Annotated in this window: 22 protein-coding genes; 13 read left to right on the top strand and 9 right to left on the bottom strand. The window is 64.7% G+C overall.

Annotation, left to right across the window (positions count from 1 at the left end; all coding sequences use genetic code 11):
* Positions 1–169 precede the first annotated feature (169 nt).
* Positions 170–1,909 (top strand): gamma-glutamyltransferase, encoded by a 1,740-nt coding sequence (gene ggt, locus LB572_RS01395; protein ID WP_224666403.1) that lies wholly within the window; start codon positions 170–172, stop codon positions 1,907–1,909.
* 4 nt (positions 1,910–1,913) lie between these two features.
* Here the strand turns inward: ggt and LB572_RS01400 are convergent, their stop codons facing one another.
* The 4 genes from LB572_RS01400 to LB572_RS01415 are packed head-to-tail and all read right to left on the bottom strand — an operon-like array spanning position 1,914 to position 5,692.
* Positions 1,914–2,258 (bottom strand): hypothetical protein, encoded by a 345-nt coding sequence (locus LB572_RS01400; protein ID WP_140807022.1) that lies wholly within the window; start codon positions 2,256–2,258, stop codon positions 1,914–1,916.
* 31 nt (positions 2,259–2,289) lie between these two features.
* Entirely contained in the window at positions 2,290–2,454 is a 165-nt protein-coding gene (locus LB572_RS01405; protein ID WP_181179666.1) for a hypothetical protein, read from the bottom strand.
* Positions 2,455–2,474: 20 nt separating this feature from the next.
* Complete coding sequence (locus LB572_RS01410; protein WP_224666404.1) at positions 2,475–3,830, bottom strand: sigma-54-dependent transcriptional regulator; 1,356 nt, start codon at positions 3,828–3,830, stop codon at positions 2,475–2,477.
* Positions 3,827–5,692, bottom strand: coding sequence for a sensor histidine kinase (locus LB572_RS01415; RefSeq protein WP_224666405.1), 1,866 nt, complete (start codon positions 5,690–5,692; stop codon positions 3,827–3,829). The genes LB572_RS01410 and LB572_RS01415 overlap by 4 nt, the downstream gene beginning before the upstream one ends.
* 236 nt (positions 5,693–5,928) lie before the next feature.
* Between LB572_RS01415 and LB572_RS01420 the strand changes: the two genes are divergently transcribed.
* Positions 5,929–7,263, top strand: coding sequence for a dicarboxylate/amino acid:cation symporter (locus LB572_RS01420; protein WP_140807025.1), 1,335 nt, complete (start codon positions 5,929–5,931; stop codon positions 7,261–7,263).
* A 146-nt stretch (positions 7,264–7,409) separates the two neighbouring features.
* Positions 7,410–7,991 carry a histidine phosphatase family protein gene (locus tag LB572_RS01425; protein ID WP_224666406.1) on the top strand — a complete coding sequence of 194 codons (582 nt, stop codon included), beginning with the start codon at positions 7,410–7,412 and terminating at the stop codon, positions 7,989–7,991.
* 159 nt (positions 7,992–8,150) lie between these two features.
* On the opposite strand, the gene LB572_RS01430 is transcribed toward LB572_RS01425, so the two are convergent.
* The 3 genes from LB572_RS01430 to LB572_RS01440 form a co-directional block, all read right to left on the bottom strand.
* Positions 8,151–8,894, bottom strand: a complete 744-nt coding sequence (locus LB572_RS01430; RefSeq protein WP_224666407.1) for a pseudouridine synthase — start codon at positions 8,892–8,894, stop codon at positions 8,151–8,153.
* 96 nt (positions 8,895–8,990) lie between these two features.
* Positions 8,991–9,473 (bottom strand): hypothetical protein, encoded by a 483-nt coding sequence (locus LB572_RS01435; RefSeq protein ID WP_224666408.1) that lies wholly within the window; start codon positions 9,471–9,473, stop codon positions 8,991–8,993.
* Between the two features lie 89 nt (positions 9,474–9,562).
* Positions 9,563–10,846, bottom strand: a complete 1,284-nt coding sequence (locus LB572_RS01440; protein WP_224666409.1) for a BTAD domain-containing putative transcriptional regulator — start codon at positions 10,844–10,846, stop codon at positions 9,563–9,565.
* A gap of 46 nt (positions 10,847–10,892) precedes the next feature.
* On the opposite strand from LB572_RS01440, the gene LB572_RS01445 reads away from it, so the two are divergent.
* On the top strand, positions 10,893–11,375 hold the full coding sequence (locus tag LB572_RS01445; protein WP_224666410.1) for a hypothetical protein: 483 nt from the start codon (positions 10,893–10,895) through the stop codon (positions 11,373–11,375).
* A gap of 89 nt (positions 11,376–11,464) precedes the next feature.
* On the opposite strand, the gene LB572_RS01450 is transcribed toward LB572_RS01445, so the two are convergent.
* Positions 11,465–11,905, bottom strand: a complete 441-nt coding sequence (locus LB572_RS01450) for a hypothetical protein (RefSeq protein WP_224666411.1) — start codon at positions 11,903–11,905, stop codon at positions 11,465–11,467.
* 220 nt (positions 11,906–12,125) lie between these two features.
* On the opposite strand from LB572_RS01450, the gene LB572_RS01455 reads away from it, so the two are divergent.
* Positions 12,126–13,217: a helix-turn-helix transcriptional regulator gene (locus LB572_RS01455; protein ID WP_224666412.1), complete on the top strand. Its 1,092-nt coding sequence runs from the start codon at positions 12,126–12,128 to the stop codon at positions 13,215–13,217.
* A 112-nt stretch (positions 13,218–13,329) separates the two neighbouring features.
* On the top strand, positions 13,330–14,349 hold the full coding sequence (locus tag LB572_RS01460; RefSeq protein WP_224666413.1) for an NAD-dependent epimerase: 1,020 nt from the start codon (positions 13,330–13,332) through the stop codon (positions 14,347–14,349).
* 16 nt (positions 14,350–14,365) lie between these two features.
* On the opposite strand, the gene LB572_RS01465 is transcribed toward LB572_RS01460, so the two are convergent.
* Complete coding sequence (locus LB572_RS01465; RefSeq protein ID WP_224666414.1) at positions 14,366–15,679, bottom strand: MFS transporter; 1,314 nt, start codon at positions 15,677–15,679, stop codon at positions 14,366–14,368.
* 209 nt (positions 15,680–15,888) lie between these two features.
* Here LB572_RS01465 and cyoA point away from each other — a divergent pair, with 209 nt between their 5' ends.
* Genes cyoA through LB572_RS01500 form a run of 7 tightly spaced genes read left to right on the top strand, consistent with a single transcriptional unit; the run spans position 15,889 to position 22,782 of the window.
* Complete coding sequence (gene cyoA, locus LB572_RS01470) at positions 15,889–17,070, top strand: ubiquinol oxidase subunit II (protein WP_224666415.1); 1,182 nt, start codon at positions 15,889–15,891, stop codon at positions 17,068–17,070.
* Between the two features lie 10 nt (positions 17,071–17,080).
* Entirely contained in the window at positions 17,081–19,087 is a 2,007-nt protein-coding gene (gene cyoB / locus LB572_RS01475; protein ID WP_224666416.1) for a cytochrome o ubiquinol oxidase subunit I, read from the top strand.
* A gap of 2 nt (positions 19,088–19,089) precedes the next feature.
* Entirely contained in the window at positions 19,090–19,716 is a 627-nt protein-coding gene (gene cyoC / locus LB572_RS01480; RefSeq protein ID WP_140804267.1) for a cytochrome o ubiquinol oxidase subunit III, read from the top strand.
* Positions 19,713–20,087 (top strand): cytochrome o ubiquinol oxidase subunit IV, encoded by a 375-nt coding sequence (cyoD, locus tag LB572_RS01485; RefSeq protein ID WP_140804194.1) that lies wholly within the window; start codon positions 19,713–19,715, stop codon positions 20,085–20,087. Before cyoC ends, cyoD begins: the two co-directional genes overlap by 4 nt.
* A 58-nt stretch (positions 20,088–20,145) precedes the next feature.
* Positions 20,146–20,910, top strand: coding sequence for an SURF1 family protein (locus LB572_RS01490; protein WP_318013973.1), 765 nt, complete (start codon positions 20,146–20,148; stop codon positions 20,908–20,910).
* Positions 20,907–22,259 carry an ATP-binding protein gene (locus LB572_RS01495; protein ID WP_224666417.1) on the top strand — a complete coding sequence of 451 codons (1,353 nt, stop codon included), beginning with the start codon at positions 20,907–20,909 and terminating at the stop codon, positions 22,257–22,259. Before LB572_RS01490 ends, LB572_RS01495 begins: the two co-directional genes overlap by 4 nt.
* The gene (locus LB572_RS01500; RefSeq protein WP_181179412.1) at positions 22,249–22,782 is read left to right on the top strand and encodes a response regulator transcription factor; all 534 of its coding nucleotides are present in this window, start codon (positions 22,249–22,251) and stop codon (positions 22,780–22,782) included. Before LB572_RS01495 ends, LB572_RS01500 begins: the two co-directional genes overlap by 11 nt.
* Positions 22,783–22,802 lie beyond the last annotated feature (20 nt).

The raw sequence follows: 22,802 nt of genomic DNA on the forward strand, positions 1-22,802 counted from the left end.
CAGCGCAAGCTCCTCTCCCCCAGGGGAGAGGTCGGATTGCCCGAATTGCCCTTGCAATTCGATTTGGCAATCCGGGTGAGGGGGGTCTCTTGCGCGCTGCTTCAATTGTTATTGGACTAATTCGCCCTGAGGGTCTTTCCTAGGCGTCCCCAACGCCAGGAGCACCGCCATGCCCTTGACCCGTCGGACGCTGATCGGCGTCACCCTCTCGCTCGCAATTGTCCTCACGCCGTCGATCGTCGCCTTCGCCGCGTCGCCTGCTCCCGCCAAGGGCGAGCACGGCATGGTGGTGACGGCCCAGCATCTTGCCACCGAAGTCGGCGTCGAGGTGCTGAAGAAAGGCGGCAACGCCGTCGATGCCGCCGTTGCCGTCGGCTACGCGCTCGCCGTGGTCTATCCCAACGCCGGCAATATAGGCGGCGGCGGTTTCATGACCGTGCGCATGAAGGATGGCCGCACGACCTTCCTCGATTTCCGCGAGCGCGCGCCGCTCGCCGCGACGAAGACCATGTATCTCGATAAGGACGGCAATCCGGTCAAGGGCGCCAGCCTCGACGGTTATCTCGCGGTCGGCGTGCCGGGCTCGGTCGCCGGTTTCGAGATGGCGCGCGAGAAATACGGCACGCAGTCGCGGCAGGCCCTGATGGCGCCGGCAATCGCCTACGCCAAGGATGGCTTCGTGCTCAACCAGGGCGACGCGGCTTCTTTCGCCGGCAGCGCCGACCGGCTGGCCAAGGACCCGGCGGCGGCCGCCATCTTCCTGAAAAAGGACGGCAAGCCCTATGGCATTGGCGAGACGCTCGTTCAGCCGGACCTTGCCGCCTCGCTGTCGGCGATCTCGGAAAAGGGGCCGGACGCCTTCTACAAGGGCGCCATCGCCGATGAAATCGTCAAGGCGAGCGGCGCCAAGGGCGGCATCCTCGCCAAGGGCGATTTCGAGCAATATGCCGTGCGCGAATTGAAGCCGGTGACCTGCTCCTATCGCGGTTACGAAATCATCTCCTCGCCGCCGCCAAGCTCGGGCGGCGTCATCATCTGCGAGATACTCAACGTGCTCGAAGGCTACCCGCTCTCCTATCTCGGCTCGGGCTCCGCCGAGACGGTCCATGTCATGGTCGAAGCCATGCGCCATGCCTATGTCGACCGCAACTCGGCGCTCGGCGACCCGGATTTCGTCGACAATCCGATCTCGAAGCTGCTCGACAAGACCTATGCGAAAGACATCCGCGACAAGATAGATCCGTTCCGTGCCGGCGTTTCGAAGGACCTGATGCCGAAAGGCTTCGGCGAGTCGAAGGAAACCACCCACTATTCGATCATCGACAATGACGGCAACGCGGTTGCGGTCACCTACACGCTGAACGGCTCCTTCGGCGCCGGGGTCGTCGCCGACGGCACCGGCATCCTGCTCAACAACGAGATGGACGATTTCACCCAGAAACCCGGCGTGCCGAACCTCTACGGGCTGGTGCAGGGCGAGGCGAACGCCATCCAGCCGAAGAAGACACCTTTATCCTCGATGAGCCCGACGATCGTGACGAAGGATGGCAAGCCGTTCATGGTCATCGGCAGCCCGGGCGGTTCGCGCATCATCACCATCACGCTGGAGGCGATCGTCAACGTCATCGATCATGGCATGAACATTCAGCAGGCGATCGACACACCGCGCATCCATCATCAATGGCTGCCGGACACGGTCTATGTCGAGCCGTTCGGCCTTTCGCCGGACACAGAGAAGCTACTTGCCGGCATGGGCTACCATCTCGACCTCAGCGACGAGACCTGGGGCCAGGCGGCCGGCATTCTGGTCGGCGGCAAGAGCCTGAGCGAAATCGAGAAGGGCGGCGGCGCGCGCTACAACGGCGCCATCGACAGCCGCGCGGCGGCCGGCGAAGCACTCGGATATTGATGGATTACACAACCAGCGTGATCGTCGAAGCGATCAGCATCACGGCGGCGATGGCGACGAACAGCGCATAGATGCGCGGCCGGTCGAGCAACAGCGCATTGCCGGAAATCCAGGCCGCCGTGGCGCCGCCGAGCGCGAATAGGAAGCCGTTGCGGTGGCCGAAGGACATGGAGGCGGCCATCAGGCCGCCGATGATCAGCGCGCCGAACACGATGATGACGGCGACGGCGTATTTCTCGAAATCATTGCCGCCGCCCATCGCCGGCCCCATCGCATTGAGATTGGGCAGGTCGTCCGGGTCGAAAGGGCTGGTCGAGCCGTATTCGTCTTGACCGAGGGATTCGCGCATTATTCGTTCTCCGCTGGGCGGCAACAAACCATCAACGCTTGCCGAGCGCAACCCGGCAACGCCGTCGCGGCGATGCGTTCGCCGCCCGGCTGGTGCCAACGTGCCACGGTTTCCCGGTTGGTTTCAACGAGGTAGCGGCGTTGCGGTTCCAGAGCATGATGCCGAAAAGTGTGAAGCGGTTTTCGGGCTGCATCATGCACCATCTCAAGCCTTGATCTACCGGGAAAAATCGCTGCGCACGATGCCGTGCCGTTGCAGTTTGTCGTAGAAGGTCTTGCGCGGAATGCCGAGCGCCTCGATGGTGCGGCGGACGTCGCCGTCATTGCGACCAAGTGTCTCGCGGATGATTTCGGCTTCGTAACGATCGAGCCGTTCCGGCAAGGGCATTGAGGTGTCGATCTCCGTTGCCGCAGGAGAAGACGCAGCGGCAATGTCGTCCAGCCCGAGCACGAAGCGTTCGGCGAAATGGGCGAGCTCGCGCACATTGCCCGGCCAGTCATGGTCGCCGAGATGGCGCTGGACCGAGGCGGAGATTGCCGGCACGGCGCGCCGGAAACGGGATGCGGCGCGCTCGGCGAAGTAGCCGAACAATAAAGGCACGTCGTCCCGCCGTTCGCGCAGAGGCGGGATCGAAAGCGTCACCACATTGAGCCGGTAATAGAGATCCTCGCGGAAATTGCCGCGCTGGCCGGCGTCGCCGAGATCGACCTTGGCGGCGGCGACGACGCGCAGGTCGACCGGCCGCACCTCATTGGTGCCGAGCGGCGTAACCTCGCGCATTTCGAGCACGCGCAGCATCTGCACTTGCGTCGAGGCCGGCATGCTCTCGATCTCGTCGAGGAACAGCGTGCCGCCGCTCGAATGCTCGATACGGCCGACCCGCTTCTTCTGCGCCCCAGTGAAGGCGCCGGCCTCGTGGCCGAACAATTCGCTTTCGATCACCGTCTCCGGCAACGTGCCGCAGTTGAGTGCGACGAAATTGCCCTTGGCGCGGCGGCTCCAGCGGTGCAGCAGGCCCGCCACCACCTCCTTGCCCGAACCGGTCTCGCCGGTCACCAGAACGTCGACATCGGTGTCGGCGATCTGCCGCAGCGTCCTGCGCAGCCGCTCCATGGCCGGCGTCTGGCCGATCAGCGGCAGCCCTTCCTGCGCCTGTTCGGCCGCCTCGCGCAGGGCGCGGTTTTCCATCACCAGCCGGCGTTTTTCGGCGGCGCGGGCAACGCTCTGCGCCAACCGCTCAGCGGCGAAAGGCTTGGTGATGAAATCATAGGCGCCGTCCTTGATCGCCTTGACCGCCATGGCGATATCGCCGTGACCGGTGACCAGGATGACGGGAATGTCCGGATCGAGCCGCAACACGCGGTCGAAGAGCTGCAGCCCGTCGATCTCCGGCATGCGGATGTCCGACACCACGACGCCGGCGAAATTCCGGCCGAGCGTCGCCAGCGCTTCGCTCGCCACCGGGTGGGCCGACACGGCGAAGCCCGCGAGCTCCAGCGTCTGCCGTGTCGCCTTGAGCAGATCGCTGTCGTCATCGATCAGGATGACTGGTGCCGGGTCGTCCTTGGTCATGCTGCGCCGGCTTTCGACAGATGGATGGTGAAGCGTGTGCCCTGGCTGCTGTTCGCCACCTCGATGCGCCCGCCATAGTCGGCAACGATGTCCTTGGAGATGACGAGGCCGAGGCCCAGGCCTTTCTCCTTCGAAGTGTTGAAGGGCGTGAACAGCGATTTCAGGATCGCGGGCGGGATGCCCGGGCCGTTGTCCGAGACTGTGAGCGTGACGTCATCGCCGGTCTCGGCCGCCGAAACCTCGACCTTCGCGTCGTCACGGCCTTCAAGCGCCTCCAGCGCGTTCTGGAACAGGTTGATCAGCACCTGCTCCAGCCGCAGCCGGTTGCCCATAACCTTCAGCGCTGGCGGCGGCAGTGTGATCGCCAGCGCATCCAGCCGGCCGGCAAAGCGGCTCCTGAGCAGCACGACGGCACCCTCGATCACGCCGCGCAATTCGACCGGCTCGGCCGCCGTGCGGCCCTTGCGGGCGAAGGCTTTCAGCTCTTCGGTGATGGAGCCGATACGCTCGGTCAGCGCCGAGATGGCGCCAAGGTTCTCCTCGGCCGAGGCGCTTTGCTTGCGTTCGAGGAAGACGCGCGCATTGTCGGCATAGGCGCGGATCGTCGCCACCGGCTGGTTGATCTCATGCGCGACGCCGGCGGCGACCTGGCCGAGCGTGGCAAGCCGGTTGGCCTGCACCAGCTCCTGCTGCATCACCTGCAGCTTCGCCTCGGTGCTGCGATGGTCGGCGATCTCGGCCTGCAGCCGGTCGCGCGCCAGGCTGAGATCCTGCGTGCGCTCGACGACCCGGCGCTCGAGCTCGGCGCGCGCGGCCTGTTCGGCGGCAATCCGCATCTGGCCGGATTGCCGCCGCCACAAAAGATAGGCGGCAAAGGCGACAAGCGGGACAAGGACACCGAGCGCCAGGAGCCGCATTTCGCGCTGCGCCGCAGCGACCGGTGCTTCAGCGGGAACGAGATAGTCGAGGCGCCAGGGTGTCGACGGCACAGCGGTCGAGAGCCGCAGATACTCCGCATCGCTGCCGCCGGGCGTGATGGCATGGACCAGCGCGACGTCGGAGCTGAGCGGTCGTGGCCTCGTGATCGGCAACGGCACCAGCGGCGCCTCGCCGAACTGCTGGCTGGCCCGGATCTCGGCCGTGACCGGAGCGGCCAGCGGCGCAATCGCCATGAAACGCCAGGAGGGGACGCTGGTGATCAGCACCACGCCATGCGCATCGCTGACATAGGCCGGCCGGTTCGCCTCGCGCCAGTCGGACTCGAGCTGGTCGAACTCCATCTTGACCACGACGACGCCGAGCGGCCCCGAAGCGCCGTCGACCCGGCGCGAGATGTAGAGACCGGGACGTTTGCTGACATTGCCGAGCGCGAAATATTCGGCCGTGCCGGTTTCCATCGCGCCCGAGAAATAGGCGCGAAAGCCATAGTCGTTGCCGACGAAGCTCACCGGCTCGCGCCAGTTGCTGGAAGCGATCGCCAGGCCATCCGTGCCGGTGACATAGAGCACCGAGGCCTTGGTGCCCGAGACCAGTCCTTCGAGCTTGCGGTTGAGCACGTCGATAGAGGCAGGGCTGCGCTCGCTCAGCGCGTCATGCACCTGCTGGTCCTCCGACAAAAGCAGCGGCAGCGCGCGCGGGTTCTCCAGCACCGCGCGCAGCAGCGCGACCTTGAGGTTGGCGTCCGTGCGCCCTTGCGAGGCCAAAGCCTCGATCTCGGTCGAGCGGCCATAGAGGCCGGCCCCGTAGAGCGCTGCCGCGATGATCGCCAGCGCCACCGCCGCGAACAGCAGCCAGGCGCGCCGCGCCCGCCCGGCAAGCAGTTCCGGCGTCGGGGCGAGGGCAGCGGCAGGGCGTTGCAGCATGTCGCATCTGTGCATGTTTTCGCACAAAGCGCAATTCAACCTATGCGGATAACCGCACTGGTGTCGCCGAAGAGGCATGCCGAAAGGTTAAAACGCTAGTAAAATCAATGAAGCGAAACGCTGCGCGCAATCTGGCACGCGCATTGCAAACACATCGGCAGCAGCCGCGAGGCTGTGGAGGTCAACAGCCCCCAGGGAGGTCGAGCGTCTCGATCGGGGGTCGAACGGAGGACATCATGCAGACAGCAATCGCTGCCGCCGAACCGCGCGGCAAGGTTCCCTTTTACCGGCATCTCTATGTGCAGGTCCTGGTGGCGATCGCCGCCGGCATCCTGCTTGGCCATTTCTATCCCGACCTGGGCGCCTCGCTGAAACCGCTTGGCGATGCCTTCATCAAGCTGGTCAAGATGGTCATCGCGCCGGTGATCTTCCTCACCGTGGCGACCGGCATTGCCGGTGTTTCCGACCTGCACAAGGTCGGCCGCGTCGCCGGCAAGGCGATGATCTATTTCCTCGTCTTCTCGACATTGGCACTCGTCGTCGGCCTCATCGTGTCGAACGTCATCCAGCCCGGCGCCGGCATGCACATCAATCCAGCGACCCTCGATCCCTCAAAGGTGGCGACCTTCACCGAGAAGGCGCATGACACTTCCATTGTCGGCTTCCTGATGAACATCATCCCCGACACCATCACCGGCGCGTTCGCGCAGGGCGACATCCTTCAGGTGCTGTTCTTCTCGGTGCTGTTCGGCATCGCGCTGGCGCTGGTCGGCGAGCGTGGCCGTCCGGTGGTCGATTTCCTGCAGGCACTGACCTCGCCGGTGTTCCGCCTCGTCGCCATCCTGATGAAGGCGGCGCCCATCGGGGCCTTCGGCGCCATGGCCTTCACCGTCGGCAAATACGGCATCGGCTCGATCGCCAACCTCGCCATGCTGATCGGCACCTTCTATCTGACGTCGCTGCTCTTCGTGCTCGTCGTTCTCGGCACTGTCGCATGGTATAACGGCTTCTCCATCCTGGCGCTGATCCGCTACATCAAGGAAGAACTGCTCCTGGTGCTCGGCACCTCATCGTCGGAAGCAGCACTTCCAGGCCTGATGGCCAAGATGGAGCGCGCCGGCTGCAACCGCTCGGTCGTCGGCCTGGTGATCCCGACCGGCTATTCCTTCAACCTGGACGGCACCAACATCTATATGACGCTTGCCGCCCTGTTCATCGCCCAGGCGACCGACACGCCGCTCACCTTCGGCGACCAGATCCTGCTCCTGCTCGTCGCCATGCTGAGCTCGAAAGGTGCGGCCGGCATCACCGGCGCCGGCTTCATCACCTTGGCCGCCACGCTCTCGGTCGTGCCTTCGGTGCCGGTCGCCGGCATGGCGCTGATCCTCGGCGTCGACCGCTTCATGTCGGAATGCCGCGCGCTCACCAACTTCGTCGGCAACGCGGTGGCGACCATCGTCGTGGCGCGCTGGGAAGGCGAGCTCGACCAGAAGCAATTCGCCGCCGCCATGGCCGGTCAGTTGCCTGAGGAGGCCGACCTCGCGCTGTCGGGCGGGCTGCAGCCCGCCTGATCACCGTCTGGAATTGCGGAAGACAAACGGCATCCTCCCGATGCCGGACAGGCCGTGGCTCCGCCGCGGCCTGTTCTTTTTGTCAGCCGCCGCATAGGCTGCACGAGCCGGATTCTCGGCAAGACATTCAGCCGAGAGGGCGGTCGATGAGCAGCGCGTATCCCGAGATCTACGTCGTTCGCCATGGCGAGACGGAGTGGAGCGCCTCAGGCAGGCACACCGGCCGCACCGACATCCCCTTGACCGCCAAGGGCGAAGAGGCCGCGCGCGGCATCGCCGAGAGGCTCAAGGGCCTGACATTCCAAGCGGTCTGGTCGAGCCCCTCGCAGCGCGCTTTCGACACCTGCCGGCTTGCCGGCTTCGGCGAGCGTGCGGTCAGGAAATCCGACCTGCAGGAATGGGACTACGGCGCCTATGAAGGCGTGACGACCAAGGAGATCCTGTCCAAGCGCCCAGGCTGGCAGTTGTTTCGCGACGGTTGCCCGGAAGGCGAGACGGCGGCCGATGTCGGCGCCCGCGCCGATGCTGTCATCGCCGGGCTGCGCGCGGTTGCCGGCAATGTGCTCATCTTCTCCAGCTCGCATTTCCTGCGCGTCTTCGCCGCGCGCTGGGTCGGCCTGCCGCCCGAAGGCGGCGAGCACTTCGTGCTCGATACCGCCAGCCTCAGCGTCCTCGGCTACGAGCACGACCTGACCGAGCCGGTCTTCCGCAGGTGGAACCAGAAGTAGCGAGCGCGACTCCCCCTCATCCGGCCGTTTCGCGGTCGAGGGGAGAAGAGGTCGGCGCCGGCGCTGATCAACTCCTCTCCCCTCGGGGAGAGGTCGGATTGCCCCGAGTTGCTCTTGCAATTCGGTTGGCAGTCCGGGTGAGGGGGAATGCCTCGCGGCTTAAGCTGAAGGCATCGCCAGTTCCTCGGCCGTTAAATGCCGCGCCGTGCCTTTGGCAAGCTCGCCCAACTTCAGATCCCCGATCGCCACCCTGATCAACCTCAGCACCTCGATATCGAAAGCGCCGAGCAGCCTGCGGATCTGTCGGTTGCGGCCTTCGTCGAGCACGATCTCCAGCCAGGCCGTCCGCCCGCCGCTGCGCAACGGCGTGATCGAGCTTGCGGTGAGCAACTCGCCGTCGACAATGGTCCCTTGGCGAACGCGCTCGAGCATTTCCTCGTCGGGCGCGGGAGCGATCTGCACATGATAGGTCTTGGCGACATGCGAGGCGGGGTCGAGCAGGCCGTTCGCCCAGCGCGTGTCGTTGCTCATCAAAAGCAGCCCTTCGCTCGCTTTGTCGAGGCGGCCGACGGGCGACACGAACGGCAGGTCGAGCCCTTCCAGGCAGTCATAGACCGTGCCGCGGCCTTCAGGATCGTCGCGGGTCGTGACCAGCCCGCGCGGCTTGTTGAGCATCAGATAGACCTTGCGCTCGGCAACCACGCGCTCGCCGTCGACGGTGATGCGGTCGTGGTCGGGATCGATGCGCAGCAAGGCATCGCGCACCGTCTTGCCGCCGACTTGCACTCGCCCCTCGGCGACCAGGTTCTCGGCCTGCGTGCGTGAGCAGAAGCCAAGCTTGGACAGCGCTCGGGCGAGGCTGACCTTTGGGATTGCGGATCGTCGGTCCGGTTGGCGTGCCACTGTCTTTGTCTTCGAACGTCTCAAAACGCCGCAACCGATGCCATGCTTGGCGAGATGGGCGCAAGCGGTTCCGTCGCCCGGTCCGGGCCGCCAATGTCATTCCTGTGGCGCGCTCAGCCGCCGGTACGAGACGCCGTCGAATGTTGCCGTCACGAAGCTCTTGACCGACATCTTGCGCTTGCGCCCGTCGCTGCAGGCATAAAGTGGCCAGCCGGCTTCGCTGCATTCGCTGGCCACGCAGATGCGGGCCACGCAGTTCCCCATGGTCAGCCGGAAGCCGCCTTTGCCGGCAAAGCCCTGCAGCAGGCTGCCGTCCGCCGAGCGCCATGTCCGTTGCTGGAATTCTGGCCGCAATGCCAGCGGTTCGAGCGGGGCGGCGAGATCGGCTGTGCCAATGGCACCGGCGAGCAACAGACGGTAGCGCGCCATTCCGGTCGTGTAGGCGGTCACGAGATCGGACTCACCTGAATAAGTCGTCGCCAGGTCGGAGCGGTCGAATAGATGGGACATGCGCGTGTCTGCCTCTGTCGGCCCCATCAGGGCAACCAGGGCGACAAAGGCCAGGCAAGCGCGCGACATCTCGATTTCCAGCAGCCATGCATATCCGGGCGTGCCAGCGCCCCCGGCTGCCTGCCTTACCATCTCGCCGATTGGCCTCCGGCGCAAGATCAGCCGTGGCTTCCCATCCGCGCCAGGCATCGGGCCTGGTCGCGGGGCCGCCCAAGCTCTTCGTAGCGGCCGGCCGCCTCTTCGAAGGCGGCGAGCGCGCGCACTTCCTTGTCCTGTGCCCGCCGCTGCACGCCGCGCGCTTCCCAAAGGGCTGCCGCCCAAGGACCGCCTTGCCACATGCCGGCGATGCGTTCGGCGTCGTTCAGGCGGCGGTCGACCTGTTCCAACTCGCCTGCTTCGGCAAGCGCGATCGCCGAGGCGGTGCGCAGCGCCATCGAGCAGGGCTGGCAGGCGCCCGGTGTTAACAGCCGGTCGCCTGCGAGGATTTCTTCGGCCACCATCTTCGGCGTCGATGCCGCTCGCACGGCCAACGCCTGCATGCGCATGATGAGGTGCGGCGAAAGCCATGAACGTTCGGCATCGCTGAGGCCGCGCTGGATCAGCCGGCTGGCGCGCCATTTCTGGCCGCGCTCCAGGGCGATCTCGGCCAGCCGCTCGATGGCCAGCACGCGGCCGGCGACCGCATCCGCCGCGAGCAGCAGCCGCTCTGCTTCGGTGAGGAATTGCTCGGCCCTGTCGAGCTCACCCGAAAAAAGCGCCGCCTCGCCGAGAAGCAGGCAGGCGAGACCTCGCCCGGCGTTCGATTCCGCTTGCTCAGCGACAGCGAGCAGCTCCTCGGCCAGTCCCGCGACTTCGGCATGACCCTTGGCGCTGCACAGACAGAACTCGGACAGGCACAGATGCCCATCGAAGACATGTTGCACGAAGGCCGGCTTGGCGCGCACCCATTCGATGAATTCGGACCGGAATAATTGTGGCCATCGCGCCTGCATCATCGAGGCAAGCCCCAGCAGCGCGCTCGCCTCGCCGACCTCGCGCGGCAGGTCGGCGCCCAGCGCCAGATCGCGCGTCTGCCGTGCGATCTCGCTTGCCTTGTCGAACTCGCCGCTCTGCAGGTGCACCAAGCCCCAGGCCAGCGAGGTGCGGATGCGTTCTGAGGGGTTGACTGTCTCCGCGCTGGAAAGCGCCAGCGCCTTCTCGTAAAGCGCGATGGTCGCCGCGCTCGGCCCGACACCGATCTCGGCATGCAGATTGTCGCGCAGCTGGTTGAACTGGCGGATCGCTTCGACCCGGTTGCGGGCGTCGAGTGCCATCTGCATCAGTGCGCATTGCGCCTGCTCGTCCGCCGGGTCGAGCGCGATCAGCCGCTGCCACAGGCCGCCGGCGCGCAACAGGTCGCTGTAGCGCTGCTGGATCTGCGCGCGGAGCGTCGAGCCATTCAACAAAAATGTCGTCTGGCAAAAGCCTGCCGCCATAAAGATCCGCGGCGTGTTCGAAAGCGCTCTTTTCGCTGCCCCGCAGCGCTGTCTTGGCGGCGGCCTCGAAGCCTTCGATATCGATCTCGAGCTCGGCATTGGGTGCAAGCGCGATGATGTCGTTGCTGATCGCGATGAGGTCGTGGGCACCGAGCGCGCGGCGCGCGAAATGCACGGCTTTGCGCAGGCTGGCTCCTGCCGCCTCCGGGTCGGCGTCCGGCCAGAAGGTCTCCATCGCCTGCTCGCGGTGCATGCGATGCGCTGGCTTCAGCGCCAGCAGCTTGACCAGCGCGGCGGCGCGGTCGCGTCGCCAGTCGGCCCCGACGGCTTCGGCACCTGCTACATCGAATTCGGCGGCGGCCGCATCGGCAAGGTCGAGGTCGATTTCTTTTCAGGCCCGGCGCCGACCGGCAATTACTATGAGCCTTCGGTGGCGCTGCGCGCCGACAAGGAAAAGTTCGGCTCGAGTCGCCGGTTGCGTTGGTTCGGCTCGTGAGCAGCCGATAAACGGAGCGACGGGCGTGACCGGGCCGGCCGTCGAGAAGAGATCGCTCACCGACAATCCGAAGGCGGCCTGCGCCGCCTTCAGCCGTTGGCGGCCGGCGGCAGCTCGAACAAGGTGGCGCCGTTCTCTCGGCCCAAGTCGACATAGCCGATCACCTGGAACCATTTCGCGACATCGGGCCTGTCCAGCCAGCTGCGCGAATGGACAGGAAGGTTGCCGGCAAGTGCCTGAACGTGGCGGATGTGGCGCTTGCAGAAGCGGACCGTCGCGGCGTTGAAGAAATCCTCATGCGCGGCAAACAGCGTATCGGCGGCGTCCGCATGCTCATGCCAGGCGATGATCGCCACCGTCCTGTCGTCCTGCACGAGCGCATGCGCCCGACCTTCCTTCAAATTCATCATCAGATTGTCATAGGCGCTTTTGCTGTCCTTGCCGGCCGCCACATATTCGTCCGACATTCGCTTGGACAGGCCGCGGAAAACATCTTCCAGATCTCCGACCGTCGCCGCGCGTGCTCTCATTTCTCCTCCTGACAGCCCGTTAGCAGTTTGCCCCACCGAATGCGGATCACCAAGAAAAGCAGATCCCCAATCGGGCCAATGCGCAAAATCTCATTCCGCGTTGGCCGATCCGCTCCCTGAGCGCGCTCGCATATGAGCATTGGCTTGAGATCGCATTTGCGCTGTCGGATACTGGTGGCCTCCTGGGCCTGCCCGGCCCGCATCGTTCCTAAAGGCCGCCATGATCGACCTGATTGAAACCGTATACGAGGCGGCCTTCGTTCCGGAGCGGTGGAATTCGGTGCTTCGGAAGGCGAGCGACTTGTCGAATTCGGCCAGCGCCCAGGTCTTCTTCTTCAGCGACGACGGCCCGCCGCGCGGAACGACGCTCGACAATCTGCGGCCGCTGTTCGACGAGTTCGTCAAGGGCGATTTCTGGAAGTTCTGCGACAGTGTGCAGAAGATGTGCGGCCTGCAGCCGGCGAGCTTCGTGCGCGTCGACGACTTCATGAGCCCCGATGAGATCGAGCGCGATCCGGCCCGCATCATGCTGCGGCAATTCGGCATCGGCGCGCATCTGTGCACGGCGATCCCGATGCCGACCGGAGAGCTGGCGACCTTCGTCTTCCAGAAATGGATCCGGGATGGCGGCTTCGTGCAAGGCGAGGTCGACGGGCTCGATGTGCTGCGGCCGCATCTTGCCCGCGCCAGCCTTGTCGCCGGACGGCTGCGGGTGGAGCGCGCGGCCGCAGCCACCTCGGCCCTCGATCTGCTGGGGTTGCCGGCCGCCGTGCTGTCGGCCAACGGACGCGTCATGGCGACCAACACGCATCTGGACAGGCTCGACACGGCCTTCCTATCCGTGGCCTATGGCGGACTGGCGATCGCCGACCGCGACGCCAACCGGCTGTTCCAGCTGGCCGTGACCGGCATGAGCTGCGCCGACAATGCGGTCGGATCGATCCCCGTGCCTGGCATTGGCGGCGAGGCGCCGTTCGTCGTCCACCTGTTGCCGCTGCGGCGCTCGGCGCATGACATCTTCGGCAACGCCGATATCCTGGTGATGGCCACGCCCGTCAAGCCGAGCGCGCTTGTGCCTTCGGCGAGCCTGCTCAACGCCTTGTTCGATCTGACGCCGGCGGAGGCGCGGCTGGCAGCCGATCTTGCCGCAGGCCTCACTTTGGCGGAAACGGCCGCACGGGGCGGCATCACCGTCAAATCCGCCCGCACCTATCTCGAACGCGTCTTCCAGAAAACCGGCGCCCATCAGCAGAGCCAACTGGTCGCCATGTTGAAGACTCTGCAGCCTTTGGCCCCTCAGCCGCCCCGATGACCGGGCCCGCGTTGGAACGACGGAAGAAAGCATATCGTTGAATTCGTCGCCGGCCTGCCATAAAAGGCGCAAGTTTTCGAACGGCCTGAGGCTGCAGCGTTAGGGGTATGCATTGACGTCGAGCAGGCCGATCCTGATCACCGGCGCCGCCGGCTTCATAGGTTTTCACCTTTGCCACAGGCTGCTTGCCGAAGGCTGGCAGGTTCTCGGCCTCGATTCCATGAATGAGTATTACGACGTCGCGCTGAAGCAGGCGCGGCTCGAGCGGCTGAAGGCGTTCCCGAATTTTCGCTTCGAGCATGTCGATCTCGCCGACCGCGACCGCATCTCGGCGCTCTTTGCGTCGGTCGCGCCGGAGATCGTCGTCAACCTCGCCGCCCAGGCGGGCGTCCGCTATTCGCTGGTCAATCCGCACGTCTATGCGCAAAGCAATCTCAACGGCTTCCTTAACATCCTGGAAGGGTGCCGGCAGGCCTCGGTCGGCCATCTCGTCTATGCGTCGTCGAGCTCGATCTATGGCGGCAGCACGCGCATGCCGTTCTCGGTGCATGATTCCGCCGACCATCCCCTCAGCCTCTATGCCGCCAGCAAGAAGGCAAACGAGCTGATGGCCCACACCTACAGCCATCTGTTCGGGCTGCCGACGACGGGCTTACGTTTCTTCACCGTCTACGGTCCGTGGGGACGGCCCGACATGGCTTTGTTCATCTTCACCAAGGCCATCCTCGCCGGCCAGCCGATCGACGTTTTCAACCACGGCAACATGCAGCGGGATTTCACCTATATCGACGACATCGTCGAGGGAGTGGTCCGCGTCATGCGGCACCCCGCGACGCCCAACCCCGATTGGACAAGCGCCGCGCCCGATCCCGCCACAAGCAATGCGCCGTTCAGGATCCACAACATCGGCGACAGCTCGCCCATCGAGTTGAACAGGCTGATCGACGTGCTGGAAGACGCGCTTGGGCGCAAGGCAATCCGCAACCTGATGCCGCTCCAGCCGGGCGACGTCCTGGCGACTTTCGCCGACGTGACCTCGCTCGAGGAGGTGATCGGCTTCAAGCCCAGGATTCCGATCGAGGTCGGCGTCCCGCGCTTCGTGGAATGGTATCGGGATTTCTACCAGGTCTGACGTCTGCGACAATCTGCTAGCGGTCGGTCGTGGACGCCTGCCTGTCTATCCAGAGCGCGATGAGCGTGCAGGCGGCGCCCGAAAGCAGATACGCGCCGGCGGCGATGAGGCCGAAATTACCGGCCAGAAGCAGCGCGGCAAGTGGCGCGAAGCCGGCGCCGAACATCCAGGCGAGATCCGACGTCACCGCCGATCCGGTATAGCGGTGCTGGCGCGAGAAGCTGGACGCCACGACGCCCGAGGATTGTCCGAAGCTTAATCCCAGCAGGATGAAGCCCAGCACCATGAACACCGTCTCGCCGAGGGTGCCGCCATTGAGAAGCTGCGGGGCAAAGCCGCTGAAGGCGGCGATGGCGACCGCGCCGCCGCCGAGCAGGGCGCGGCGTCCGACCCGGTCGGCGAGCGGGCCCGATGCGACGATCGCCGCGATGCCGAACAGCGCGCTCACCGCCTCGATCACCAGGAAACGCTCAGGACCTTCATTGGTGAACAGGAACACCCAGGACAGCGGAAACACCGTCACCATATGGAACAGGGCAAAGCTCGCCAGCGGCGCGAAGGCGCCGACCACGACGTTGCGGCCTTCCGTCCTGACCATGTCCCTGATGCGGGTCGGCTGCAGATCGCCGCTCTCGTAGAGTTTCGAGAATTCGGGCGTGACGACGATGCGCAGCCTGGCAAACAGCGCCACGACATTGATGGCGAAGGCGACGAAGAAGGGATAGCGCCAGCCCCAGCTGAAAAAGTCGTCCGCCGAGAGGTTCGCGACGAAGAAGGCAAACAGCGAGCTTGCCACGATGAGGCCGATCGGCGCGCCGAGCTGCGGGATCATCGCATAGATGCCGCGCCGGTTCTGCGGCGCATTCAGCGCCAGCAGGGAGGGCAGTCCGTCCCATGTCCCGCCGAGCGCAAGGCCCTGCAGGAACCGGGTAAGCCCCAGCAGCCAGGCGGCGACCGCGCCGACATCCTCATAGGAGGGCAGGAACGCCATGGCGACGGTCGAGGTGCCGAGCAAAAACAGCGCGATCGTCAGCTTGGCGCCGCGGCCATAGGCGCGGTCGAGCGCCATGAACAGCACGGTGCCGAACGGGCGAGCGACGAAGGCAAGCGCGAAGATGGCGAAGGAATAGAGCGTTCCGACCAGCGGGTCGTGCGTCGGAAACACAAGCTTTGGGAACACGATCACGGAGGCGATCGCATAGACGAAGAAATCGAAGAATTCCGACGTCCTGCCGATGATCACGCCGACCGCGATATCGCCGGCGCTGACCTGGCCGTGATGCGAGCCGATCAGCCTGCTGTCAGTTCCGGTAGTCGAAGTTTCAGCCATCTTGTCCGTCGCCACCGAGCTCGGTCCGGGACGAGCCCGGTCCGAAATGCGCTTGTCATCCATTATGCGTGCGCAGTTTCGCCAAAGCCACCCCGGCTGGGCATTGGACAAATTGTCCAATGTCGTTGCGCTGCCGGCGGCGGTAGCCGTTGATCATATCGCACCGCAACCTGCAGTGACTGCTGCAGGGCCATCGAGGGCAGCGTTTGATGAAACGATCCGGAGCCTTGCTTCTTTTTCCGCTGGCCTTGCTGCTCAGCGGCTGCGATCTGGTCGTGCTGGCGCCCGCGGGCGATGTGGCGGCGCAGCAGCGCGACCTGCTCGTCGTCTCGACACTGCTGATGCTGCTCATCATCGTGCCGGTCATGGCGCTGACCGTGCTGTTCGCCTGGCGCTACCGGCAATCCAGCACCACGGCGACCTATACGCCCGACTGGGACCACTCGACCAAGCTGGAGCTGGTGATTTGGGCCGCTCCCCTGCTCGTCATCATATGCCTTGGCGCGCTCACCTGGCTCGGCACCCATCTTCTCGATCCCTACCGGCGCATCGACCGGATCGAGCCGGGACAGCCTGTCACGCAGGCCCACAAGCCGCTCAGGATCGACGTCGTTGCGCTCGACTGGAAATGGCTCTTCATCTACCCGGATTACGGCATCGCCTCCGTCAACGAGCTGGCGGCGCCGGTCAACCAGCCGATCGACTTCCGCATCACCTCGTCCACGGTGATGAATTCCTTCTATATTCCGGCCCTTGCCGGGCAGATCTACGCCATGCCCGGCATGGAGACGAAGCTGCACGCCGTCATCAACCGTCCGGGCACCTATACCGGCTTCTCGGCCAACTACAGCGGCGCCGGCTTCTCCGGCATGCGCTTTGCGTTCCATGGCCTCTCGGACCAGGCGTTCGGTGAATGGGTGACGCAGACCAAGAGCGCGCAGGCCCCGCTCAACCGAGACAGCTATCTCGAACTCGAACGTCCGAGCGAGAACGAGCCGGTCCGCCACTATGCCTCCGTCGATCCGGACCTCTTCGGCGCCATCCTCAATTTGTGCGTCGAGCGCGGCAAGATGTGCATGAACGAGATGATGTCGATCGACGCCAAGGGCGGCCTGGGGCTGGCCGGCGTGCGCAACACCTTGCCGCTGCAATATGACAAGCTTGCCCGGCGCGGCGCGGTGTTCGGCAACGACCCGTCCTACGTCGCCAGCATCTGCACGGCGGAAGAGGCGGCCGCCGCCTCGCGCGCGGCCCGCAATGCCGATCAGAAATACTGGCCGGTCCGCGATCTTTCCCCGCTGCGCGGGGCGGGGTTGCTCAGTCCAGGCGCAGGCAGCCGTCGCGCCGACGCCAAGACGCCGTCGCTCGGTCTGCTGCGCTTCGAATTGTGAGGAATGGCGGATGCCTGAGACGCTGACCAAATTCATCTTCGGCCGCCTCACTCTGGAGTCGCTGCCGCTGCACGAGCCGATCGTCGTCGTCACCTTCATCGTGGTGGCGCTCGGCGGTCTCGCGGTGCTCGGCGCCATCACTTACTTCAAGCTTTGGGGTTATCTGTGGCGCGAGTGGTTCACCAGCGTCGACCACAAGAAGATCGGCATCATGTACATGGCGCTCGGTCTCGTCATGCTGCTGCGCGGCTTCTCCGACGCCATCATGATGCGCCTGCAGCAGGCCATCGCCTTCAACGGTTCCGAGGGTTATCTCAACTCCCATCACTACGACCAGATCTTCACCGCCCATGGCGTGATCATGATCTTCTTCGTGGCGATGCCTTTCGTCACCGGGCTGATGAACTTCGTCGTGCCGCTGCAGATCGGCGCACGCGACGTTTCCTTTCCATTCCTCAACAATTTCAGCTTCTGGATGACGGTCGGCGGCGCCATACTGGTCATGGCCTCGCTGTTCGTCGGCGAATTCGCCCGCACCGGCTGGCTGGCTTATCCGCCGCTCTCGGGCATCAACTACAGTCCCGACGTCGGCGTCGATTATTACATATGGGCGCTGCAGGTTGCCGGCGTCGGCACGACCTTGTCCGGCATCAACCTGATCTGCACCATCATCAAGATGCGCGCGCCCGGCATGACCATGATGCGCATGCCCGTCTTCACCTGGACCTCGCTTTGCACCAACGTGCTGATCGTGGCGTCCTTCCCGGTGCTGACGGCGGTGCTGACGCTTCTGGCGCTCGACCGCTATGTCGGCACCAACTTCTTCACCAACGACTTCGGCGGCAACCCGATGATGTATGTGAACCTCATCTGGATATGGGGTCACCCGGAGGTCTACATTCTCATCCTGCCACTGTTCGGCGTCTTCTCCGAGGTCACCTCGACCTTCTCCGGCAAGCGCCTGTTCGGCTACACCTCGATGGTCTACGCCACGGTGGTCATCACCATCCTGTCCTATCTCGTCTGGCTGCACCACTTCTTCACCATGGGCTCCGGCGCCAGCGTCAATTCCTTCTTCGGCATCACCACGATGATCATCTCGATCCCGACGGGTGCGAAGATATTCAACTGGCTTTTCACCATGTATCGCGGTCGCATCCGCTTCGAGCTGCCGATGATGTGGACGGTGGCCTTCATGCTCACCTTCACCGTCGGCGGCATGACCGGCGTGCTGCTTGCCGTGCCGCCGGCCGATTTCGTGCTGCACAACAGCCTGTTCCTGATCGCCCATTTCCATAACGTCATCATCGGCGGCGTGCTGTTCGGCCTGTTCGCCGGCATCGCCTACTGGTGGCCAAAGGCCTTCGGCTTCAAGCTCGATCCGTTCTGGGGCAAGGTCTCGTTCTGGTGCTGGGTGCTCGGCTTCTGGTTCGCCTTCATGCCGCTCTACATTCTCGGCCTGATGGGCGTGACGCGCCGCATGCGCGTCTTCGACGATCCCTCGCTGCAGATCTGGTTCGTCATCGCCGCTTTCGGCGCGGTGCTGATCGCCTGCGGCATCGCCGCCTTCCTGGTCCAGATCTTCGTCTCCATCCGCAAGCGCGCGGAACTGGTCGATGTCACCGGCGATCCCTGGGACGGGCGCACGCTCGAATGGTCGACCTCCTCGCCGCCGCCGGCCTACAACTTCGCCTTCACGCCCATCATCCGCGACAACGACGCCTGGTGGGACATGAAGAAGGCCGGCTATCGGCGGCCGCTCTCCGGCTTCAAGCCGATCCACATGCCTGAAAACACCGGCACCGGCGTCATCCTGGCCGCCTTCAGCGTCGCGCTCGGCTTCGGCCTGATCTGGTACATGTGGTGGCTGGCGGCGCTGAGCTTCGTCTGCCTCATCGCCACCGCGATCGGCCACACCTTCAACTACCACCGCGACTTCGACATCCCGGCTGCCGAGGTCGAGCAAACGGAAGAGGCGAGGACGGTGCTCCTCACCGCTCAGGGGGCTAGGGCTTGAGCATGGCATCGACGGCGATCACGGCCGGCACCGAACCGGTCTTCCATCTGGAAGAAGAGCATGCGCATGCCGAAGGCGGCAGCACCATGCTCGGCTTCTGGCTCTATCTGATGAGCGACTGCCTGATCTTCGCCATGCTGTTTGCTGCCTATGGCGTGCTCGGCGGCAATTACGCGGCGGGTCCGGCGCCGAAGGACCTGTTCGATCTCGGCCTGGTGGCGGTCAACACCACAATGCTGCTGCTCTCCTCGATCACCTATGGCTTCGCCATGCTGACCATGGACAAGGGCCGCGTCGGCGCGACGCAAGCCTGGCTCGCCGTGACCATGCTGTTCGGCCTGGCGTTCCTCTCCATCGAGCTCTACGAATTCGCGCATATGATCCATGAGGGCGCGACGCCGCAGCGCAGCGCCTTCCTGTCGTCCTTCTTCACGCTGGTCGGCACGCACGGCCTGCACGTCACCTTCGGCATCGTCTGGATGCTGACGCTGATGGTGCAGGTCGCGAGGCACGGCCTTATCGAGGCCAACCGCCGCCGGCTGATGTGCCTCTCGATGTTCTGGCACTTCCTCGACGTCGTCTGGATCGGCGTCTTCACCTTCGTCTATCTGATGGGGATGCTCAGATGAGCGCTCATGATCATGCCGGTCACGACCACACGCATGGCGGCGCCGCGCACGGGTCGCTGAAGGGTTACCTGATCGGCTTCGTCCTGTCGGTCATCCTGACCGCCATCCCGTTCTGGATGGTCATGACCGGCGCCATCGACAACAAGCAGGCGACGGCCATCATCATCATGGCCTTCGCGGTGGTGCAGATCGTGGTGCATATGGTTTTCTTCCTCCACATGAACCCCGCCTCGGAAGGCGGATGGTCGATGCTGGCTCTCATCTTCACGGTGATCCTCGTCGTCATCGTGCTGAGCGGCTCACTCTGGGTGATGTACCACCTCAACGCCAACATGATGCCCGGGCTCCACGAGATGCGGGAGATGCCATGAGCCTGTTTTGGGCGCGGATGCGTCGGGCGTGGGGAGGGCCAAAGTCGAGGCGAAAGACATGATCGGCCGGGCAGCTATCGGCACTGACGCCGCGCCCTCGAAGGGCTCCGCCTCGCGCTTCTTGCTCGCTTTGGCTGGGCTTCTCGGCGTCCTGGTGTTTCTCGGGCTCGGCATTTGGCAATTGGAAAGACGGGTCTGGAAGCTCGACCTGATCGTCCGCGTCGACCAGCGCATCCATGCTCCCGTCGTCGCTGCGCCTGGCCCCCAGAGCTGGAGCGGGTTCAAAGCGCCCGACTACGAATATCGCCATGTGCAGTTGAGCGGGCGCTTTCAGGGTGGCGCCAACACGCTGGTGCAGGCAGTGACCGAGCTTGGCGGCGGCTATTGGGTGCTGACGCCGATGCGCGACGACCGCGGTTTCACGGTCCTCGTCAACCGCGGCTTTGTTCCGCAGGAACGCAAGGCGGAATTTCAACAACAGAGCGGCGGCCTGACATCACCTACGGTGGTCGACGGATTGCTGCGCATCAGCGAGCCCGGCGGCGGGTTCCTGCGCAGCAACGATCCGGCGGCCAATCGCTGGTATTCGCGCGACGTCGCGGCAATCGCCAGGGCGCGCGGCCTGACCGATGTCGCACCTTATTTCATCGATGCCGGGGCGTCCGGCGCGGACAGCTGGCCGCGCGGCGGGCTCACCGTCGTCACCTTCCGCAACAGCCATCTGGTCTATGCTTTGACCTGGTTTGCCCTGGCGGCGATGTTGGCGATCGCCCTCGCCAGGCCGATCCTCGCCGGACGTCGGAAGCGGGACGCGGCAAGATGAACATCTCGATCGCGCGGTTTCACCACGACAAGCCGATCCTGACGGTTCCGCCCGCCGGCCAGGGAGGCGCCGCCTCCAATTCCGATGTGACGAACAGGAAGAACCTGCTGCTCCTCATCCAGCTGCGCTGGCTGGCTGTAGCGGGGCAGGTGCTGACCATCCTGGTGACGCAATACTGGTTCGCCATTCCGTTGCCGCTGGCCGAGATGGCCGGCGTCGTGCTTTTCCTCGTCGGGCTCAACATCTTCAGCCTGCTGGCGCTTCGCGGCAATCGCCGCATCTCCAACGCGCAGCTCTTCGTCGCGCTGATCTTCGACATGGCGGCGCTGACGACGCAGCTCTACCTGAGCGGCGGCGCCTCCAACCCGTTCGTGTCGCTCTATCTGCTGCAGATCACGCTTGGCGCCGCGCTGCTGGCGCCATGGTCGACCTGGATCCTGGTGGCGGCTGCCTCGGCCTGCTTCGTCTTCCTCATCTTCGTCTTTCAGCCGATCGCGCTACCGTATCACGGCGGCAGCGATCTCCTGGCGCTGCATCTGCGCGGCATGTTCATCTGCTTCGTGTTGGCCGCCGGCCTGATCGTGATCTTCATGACGCGCATCAACCGCAACCTGCGCGAGCGCGACGCCTATCTCGCCGACCTGCGCCAGCGCTCGGCCGAGGAAGACCACATCGTGCGCATGGGCCTGCTGGCCTCGGGTGCCGCGCATGAACTGGGCACGCCGCTCTCGACCATTTCGGTCATCCTGTCCGACTGGCGTCAGATGCGCGGCATCAAACGCAACCGCGAGCTTTCCGAGGACGTGGCCGAGATGCAGGCGCAGGTCGAGCGCTGCAAAAGCATCGTCACCGGCATCCTGATGTCATCCGGCCAGGCGCGAGGCGAGGGCACCATCCGCACCACGATCCGCCAATTCCTCGACGATCTCGTCCAGGAGTGGCGCGTCAGCCGCCAGCCTTTCAAGCTCGACTACGGCAACGGTTTCGAGCCGGACGAGCAGATCGTGTCCGACACCGCGCTGAAACAAGTGATCTTCAATGTGCTCGACAATGCGCAGGAAGCATCGCACGATTGGGTCGGCATCACTGCCGAGCGGCAGGATGAGAAGCTGGTGCTCTCCGTCGAGGATCGCGGACCGGGTTTCGACAAGGATATTCTGGCCGCACTCGGCCAGCCCTATATGTCGAGCAAGGGGCGGCCAGGCGGCGGCCTGGGCCTCTTCCTGGTGTTCAATGTGGTGCGCAAGCTCGGTGGCAACGTTTCGGCGCACAACCTGGCCGAGGGCGCCCGCGTTACCCTTTCGCTGCCGCTGGCGGCGCTGACCGATGGAGGCGATCGTGACATCTGATCGATCCTTGTTTGTCGTCGAGGACGACGCGACTTTCGCGCGGACGCTCAAACGTTCCTTCGAGAAGCGCGACTACGACGTCGTGGTCTCCCACGACCGCGACGCGCTGCTTGTCGCGCTGGAAAAGGCCGTTCCGGCTTACGCCGTCGTCGATCTGAAGCTCGGAGCCGGATCGGGTCTCGAATGCGTCAAACTGCTCAGCGCCCGCAATCCGTCGATGCGGATCGTGGTCCTGACCGGATTTGCCAGCATCGCCACGGCGGTCGAGGCGATCAAGCTCGGCGCGTGCCATTATCTGGCCAAGCCCGCCAACACCGACGACATCGAAGCAGCCTTCGGCCGCGCCGAGGGCGACGTTTCGGTGCCGCTCACCAGCCGCCCCACCTCGATCAAGAACCTCGAATGGGAGCGCATCCACGAAACGCTGGTCGAGACCGGCTTCAACATCTCCGAAACCGCGCGCCGGCTCGGCCTGCACCGGCGCACCCTTGCCCGCAAGCTTGAGAAGCGCGTGGTGCAGTAGCGCAATTTTTCTTGGAATTG

The organism is Mesorhizobium sp. BH1-1-5, from assembly GCF_020165615.1.
In the GTDB taxonomy this organism is placed as follows: domain Bacteria; phylum Pseudomonadota; class Alphaproteobacteria; order Rhizobiales; family Rhizobiaceae; genus Mesorhizobium.